Consider the following 4,513-nt stretch of genomic DNA (forward strand, 5'->3'; position numbering starts at 1 on the left):
CAACAGGAAGCCGACCGGCATCCCGGCATCGCCGGCGCCACACGCGATCGACACGCCGCACCAATCGAGAAAGCTGCCGAGCGCCGTGTTTCGCAGTGTCGTGGCGTTCGTCGCAAAGAAGAGGCCGGCATCCATCTCCAGAGGCGCGATCGGCGGCGCCACATGGGCGACGGACGGGAATGCAAGCAGCCGGTCGCCGATCAGCCGCTTGCATTCGGCGATGAGCCGCTCGCGAATCTCCAGGATTGCAATATAGTCCGGCATTCCTGTCTTTTCGCCAAGACGCGTGCGCATGACAACGCGACGATCCATGCCCGCAGCCTCCGGGCCGGCCAGGCGCTCGCGATGCAGCGCGAAAGCTTCGGCGGTTACCAGCGCTCCGTAACGGGTCATCGAAGTCAAGGTTTGGTCAAAAGCGGGTATCGTCATGTGGCTGATGATGGCCCCGGTCCTCGCCAGCCGTTCCACCGCCGCGTCAAAGGCAGCCGCAACGCCCGGCTCGATGCCGTCGAAGACCACATTTGTGGGAATCGCAATCTCAATGCCCTTCAGCGGACGGGCACACACCTCGGATGAGGTCAGGCCGCGCATCGCAGCATCGATCCACACGGCATCCCTGACTGTTCGGCACAGTGGACCAAGCGAATCCAGGCTCTTTGCAAGGGGAAAGACGCCGTCCATGGAATATCGGCCGCGCGTCCCCTTATAGCCCACGAGGCCGTTAAGTGCGGCCGGGATACGGACTGACCCGCCCGTATCGGTTCCCATCGCGACCGGTACGAGGCCGGCGCCGACAGCCACAGCTGCCCCTGAAGAAGAGCCGCCCGGGATGCGCGGCACGTCAAGGCCGTGGGAGTTATGCGGTGTGCCGTAATGCGGATTGATGCCGAGGCCTGAGAAGGCGAATTCGCTCATATTCGTTCGCCCCACCGCAATCATTCCGGCCCGCTTAAGCGCCATAACGGTCGCTGCATCGCTTGCCGCCGGCGCAGTGCTCGCCAACACTTTCGACCCGGCTGTTGTTGCAAGGCCCTCGATGTCGAAGAGATCCTTCCATGCGATCGGGATACCATCGAGCGCGCCCAGCGAGCGGCCCCTACGGATGCGCAGTGAGGAAGCTTTGGCCTCGTCAATCGCCCGTTCCTTTAGAAGCACCGTGAAGACCGCCTTGTCGGGATGGCCTTCGATGCTCTCGAAGATCGACCGCACGACCTCGACCGGGTCAACAGCGCCGCTCTGAATGAGGATCGACAGTTGCGCGACAGTCATCGCGCCGAATGGCTTGGTCATGGGAGAATCCGTAAAGGCATCGTTCCCCTTGACCTATCGCGGATCGTCGCTGCGGACCAGCCTGTTTACCCTGGTATCCGGATTGGTCTGATTTTCTGAACACTGAGTTTGCAGATCGGCTCTTCAACTCTGCCCCATGCACGACCACATGCACCCGACACGCGGGCCTCCCAACGGGCATCATATTTTGATCCACCCGGTCCCGCTGTGCCGCAGGAGCAATAAAAATGACGCATCACGATATTTTAAACCCGCGCCACAACGATATGGTGGCACATCACCCAACAAACGCACAAGCCACCAGCGAAGGTGAGCGCGATTACGTGGAACACATCAACGCGCAGAAGCTCTCTCTGGGTGAACGGCTGCTTGTGGTCGGCGCCTTGGTCCTTCTCGGTGTTGCCGGATTGACTGGGCACCTTAATTCTTCGGTATCGCCTGAGGTGACCGGTGCTATTGCTGCGCCTGCGACACCCGCATCATCTTCTGGCAGCCTGGATTCTTGCCGGGAATACAGCCCTTTCGCAGAGAAGAGGTGTTGACTTCGGATCGCTAGGCCCACTGCATGGAAGTCAGCTGCCTTCGACGCGTCGCACCAGAAGGAGAAAAACCATGGCCGGTCACGTCGACTACAATCTCGGGCGCTTTATCGATGCACAGAACGGGATATACGACCAGGCCCTGCAAGAACTTGGCGAGGGACGAAAGCGCTCGCACTGGATGTGGTTCATCTTCCCGCAGGTTGCCGGGCTAAGCTCGTCGGCGATGGCCGAGAAATATGCGATCCGCTCAGCGCAGGAAGCTGCCGCCTATTTGAGCAACCCCATTTTGGGCGGCCGACTTCTTCGCTGCGTCCAAGCGACCCTCTCGGTCGAAGGTTGCACGGCGCACGAGATTTTCGGGTCCCCGGATGATCTCAAACTTCGCTCTTCACTGACGCTGTTTGCTGCCGTCAGTGATCAAGGTTCACTGTTTCATGAAGCGATCGATCGGTTCTACGGCGGAAAATTCGACGAGCGGACGATAGAGATCCTCAATGCCGCGACTTAACGGCCGGGAGACTGTTCCAGCGCTGCAATCTCGTCGGAGATTTCGTTGAGGCGCTCGCGCAGATCGGACTGCGTGCCATCCTCAAGTTCTTCCTCGCCAAAACAATTGCGCGCATCGTGAAGCTCGAGTTTGGATTCCAGTTCGGCGCGCTTGGCATACAGACGATGGAGATAGGTGTAGTTCATATCTCTACCAGCTCCGATATTGCCTTCCTCATCAAGCTGGAAAACGATCTCGAAGATGGAAAGGTTCCGATATGGCCCCCGGGCTTAGCAGAGCGATGCAATTGCCGCACTGCAGGCTTTTGAGAAGTGGCTGCAGCAACCGTCGCTGCCCATCGCCTGCCGGGTGACGCGCGCCCCTTCCAAAAGAAGTGTCAGAGTGTCGGCAAGAAGTTGAGGCTCCCGAGCCCCGGCGGCGGAACAGAGCTCTTCAAGGCGTTGACGTTGCTCGGCCTTATGGCGCTCGATCACCTCATGGGCAGGGTGTCCCTCTCCCTTTAGTTCGATCGCCGCATTGGCAAGATCGCAGCCGGCCGGCTCTCCGTTCAGACACTCAGCCCGCCCCTGAACCCACGCGTCGAGCTGCGCCCGGGCGTTGCCCGGAGCCGTTGCCTCGAGATCACGCCAGATCGCTTCGGCCTTTTCGCAGGCGCGACGCAGCGTCTCGCAGACGAGCTCGTCCTTCGAGCCGAAATGCCGGTAGAGCGTCATCTTGTTGGTGAGCGCCGCATCTGCAATCGCATCGACGCCAATGCCGCGGATGCCATGTTCGCGGAAAAGCTCAGAAGCCGTCGAGACGATGCGTTCCCTCGGCGGGATTTTCTCGTTTGTCAGCACCTTTGGGATTTCATGCGAAGTTTCGGATTTTTTTACGGACGAAGTCCTTGACATAGATGTGACCGATCGGTAACAAATGCATTGTTACTTACCGGTAACACCGCTGATCGTACAAGTCAATGCCGAGAGGGCTGGCGGCGTCAGCGGAACACGGGCGACCGCCCACGAAAGGAGGACGAACCATGAGAAAGACCAGTGACCTCACGATATCCGAAGCTCTTCGCGACCCGCTGATTGCCATGGTGATGCGCGCCGATGGCGTGAAGCTTGATGATTTCAAGCAACTCCTGGAAACGGCAGCCCGCAAACGCGAACCGAATGCCTCCAAGGTAGATGGCTTCATCAACGCGATCGCCAATCGCGCCGGCGTGAACCCGACGACGGTTTCCTGCTTTTGCTGACTTCCCCGGGGACCTTCCCTGCCCCGTGCGAGAGCTGCCGTCTTCCCCCAACGGCGGCTCTCGCTGTATTTGCGCCACCTGGGGGGCGTCCAATAACTGCGTCCGGGCACATTTTCCCGTAATATGACATCCAGATGGTCAATTCGTGATCACCCGAGTCACTTGGCGAACGTGAAGGCGCATCTGTGTGAACCGGTTCAGCGCATGATGCGGGCGAGACCGTGCAGATATTGAAACGCGGCAAGCCGGTGGCAGAGATTATAACGAATCCGAAAGCCAAAAAGCCGGGTGACGAAGAGCAATTGAAGGCGCTGCGCGCGTCGCCCCGCGGCAGGAGATAAGCGCAGGCGACTTTGTCCGCCAAATGCGTGATACCGATCACTACTGATGTTCTATCTCGACACTTCCCTCATCGTTGCTGTCTTGACGAAACGAGGAAGCCAGCGATCGCGCAAGCGCCGTCTTCGAGCGATGCACACCCGAGCAGGTGTTCCTGATTAGCGATTGGTCTTTGACCAAAGTCGCCTCGGCGATCGCGCTCAAAATCGAATACGCCAACTGGAAGAGGAACACCAACGAGTCTTATATAGGCGTTTGATTTCCTTCGAGAGGCGATCACCGCCACGCCACGGTGCTCACCCTTGATCGCGCAACGGCTGAAGCTGGAGACATTTTGGGGATCGGGAAGGAGCTGATCTAGCTGATCGCCACCAGGTGCCCCGGCGAAACCGTATGGTACTGAAGCGGCACGATCTTGTAGTCCACTGCCCGGATCGGACTTTTGATCTCGTCATTGGCCGCCATCCGCTTCTCGCGCCGGCGATCGAGACCGTGCACGGTACCGGCGGCCATCCTCATCTTCGTATCCGATCTCTCTATTATACTCATACCCGTGACCACGACAGTCCTGTGCATCTCGTATGCGGTCTTCTC

General features: G+C 59.1%; 7 protein-coding genes. 3 read left to right on the plus strand and 4 right to left on the minus strand.

Annotated features, from left to right (window positions below; translation table 11 throughout):
- The coding region (locus C9413_RS28205) for an amidase (RefSeq protein ID WP_170251221.1) at positions 1–1,290 on the minus strand (1,290 nt) is incomplete at its 3' end.
- Positions 1,291–1,517: 227 nt separating this feature from the next.
- On the opposite strand from C9413_RS28205, the gene C9413_RS28210 reads away from it, so the two are divergent.
- Positions 1,518–1,832, plus strand: a complete 315-nt coding sequence (locus C9413_RS28210; protein ID WP_223844133.1) for a hypothetical protein — start codon at positions 1,518–1,520, stop codon at positions 1,830–1,832.
- A 70-nt stretch (positions 1,833–1,902) separates the two neighbouring features.
- Complete coding sequence (locus tag C9413_RS28215; protein ID WP_040115375.1) at positions 1,903–2,340, plus strand: DUF1810 domain-containing protein; 438 nt, start codon at positions 1,903–1,905, stop codon at positions 2,338–2,340.
- Here the strand turns inward: C9413_RS28215 and C9413_RS28220 are convergent.
- Positions 2,337–2,525: a hypothetical protein gene (locus tag C9413_RS28220; RefSeq protein ID WP_028740048.1), complete on the minus strand. Its 189-nt coding sequence runs from the start codon at positions 2,523–2,525 to the stop codon at positions 2,337–2,339. The two genes, C9413_RS28215 and C9413_RS28220, sit on opposite strands and share 4 nt — an antisense overlap.
- An 84-nt stretch (positions 2,526–2,609) precedes the next feature.
- Positions 2,610–3,233 (minus strand): TetR/AcrR family transcriptional regulator, encoded by a 624-nt coding sequence (locus tag C9413_RS28225; protein ID WP_040115374.1) that lies wholly within the window; start codon positions 3,231–3,233, stop codon positions 2,610–2,612.
- A 128-nt stretch (positions 3,234–3,361) separates the two neighbouring features.
- On the opposite strand from C9413_RS28225, the gene C9413_RS28230 reads away from it, so the two are divergent.
- Entirely contained in the window at positions 3,362–3,580 is a 219-nt protein-coding gene (locus C9413_RS28230; RefSeq protein WP_040115373.1) for a hypothetical protein, read from the plus strand.
- A gap of 696 nt (positions 3,581–4,276) precedes the next feature.
- On the opposite strand, the gene C9413_RS28235 is transcribed toward C9413_RS28230, so the two are convergent.
- The coding region (locus C9413_RS28235; protein WP_210263639.1) for a hypothetical protein at positions 4,277–4,513 on the minus strand (237 nt) is incomplete at its 5' end.

The organism is Rhizobium sp. SEMIA 4085 (assembly GCF_013004495.1).
Lineage (GTDB): Bacteria > Pseudomonadota > Alphaproteobacteria > Rhizobiales > Rhizobiaceae > Rhizobium > Rhizobium gallicum.